Here is a 749-nt window from a genome sequence, read left to right on the forward strand (position 1 = left end):
TTTATACAGATACAGTCCTGAGTGATAAAAAGCAATCACTCAGGTGGTAAGAGCGGACGAATAGAAAGAATAGAAGCAAGAGCGGTATAGGTGGTACGGCTCCTAGCTCTTGCTCTTGATCTTCTCTTCTTATTCGTTGCTCTTATCACCTAGGTGATTGCTCTTTATCACCTAGGACTGTATCTACAACTAATAACAATAAGGAAAATAACCTATGAAAATCCCTAAGGAGGGAAAAGAGGAGTATATAAAGACTCACTCTCACTCGGAACTAGCTAAGAAGTGGGGTGTAAGCCTCCTAACCTTAGATACCTACGCCAAAGAAGAAGGCTGGGATCAGGAGCATAAGCTCTATTGGCGTGATATAGCCCTAGAAGTCCTAAAGAAGGAAACTGAGGCGTATAACCTAGCAGCGGTTAAGGAGCTACTTAAGGCTGTAGGCATCAGTAGACCTGTAGGACGTCCACCTAAGGCCGAAGTAGATAGGCATATTGCCATTGAGGCTAGAATTGCTAACGAATATAAGGACGATGTTGAGCGTTTGAACAAGCTACGACTTGTCAAGGATTAATTATTTTAAGGGGAGAGTGAGTTGTATAGACCTACTAGCGTCTATTTCAACTTCCTCCCTTTTCTTGTTTTGGGAGAGATTGAAAAGGAGTACGTTAGGACAGGTGTAGGAGGCGGCGCATCTAGATAAACCCATGAGATGCTCTCTAAGGCTTTTTGCCGCCTTACCTATAGGTAGG

1 protein-coding gene is annotated in these 749 nt (G+C 43.4%); it reads left to right on the plus strand.

Annotated elements, in window-relative coordinates; translation table 11 throughout:
• Positions 1-214 precede the first annotated feature (214 nt).
• Positions 215-571 carry a hypothetical protein gene (locus tag OSC30_RS16790; RefSeq protein ID WP_267172995.1) on the plus strand — a complete coding sequence of 119 codons (357 nt, stop codon included), beginning with the start codon at positions 215-217 and terminating at the stop codon, positions 569-571.
• The last annotated feature ends 178 nt before the right edge of the window (positions 572-749 follow it).

This window comes from Frateuria hangzhouensis (assembly GCF_026410505.1).
GTDB classification, from domain to species: Bacteria; Pseudomonadota; Gammaproteobacteria; order Xanthomonadales; family Rhodanobacteraceae; genus Frateuria_A; species Frateuria_A hangzhouensis.

Bases quoted from the DNA above. Each gene is read 5' to 3' on its own strand.
- OSC30_RS16790 (WP_267172995.1), top strand. From the start codon at position 215: ATGAAAATCCCTAAGGAGGGAAAAGAGGAGTATATAAAGACTCACTCT.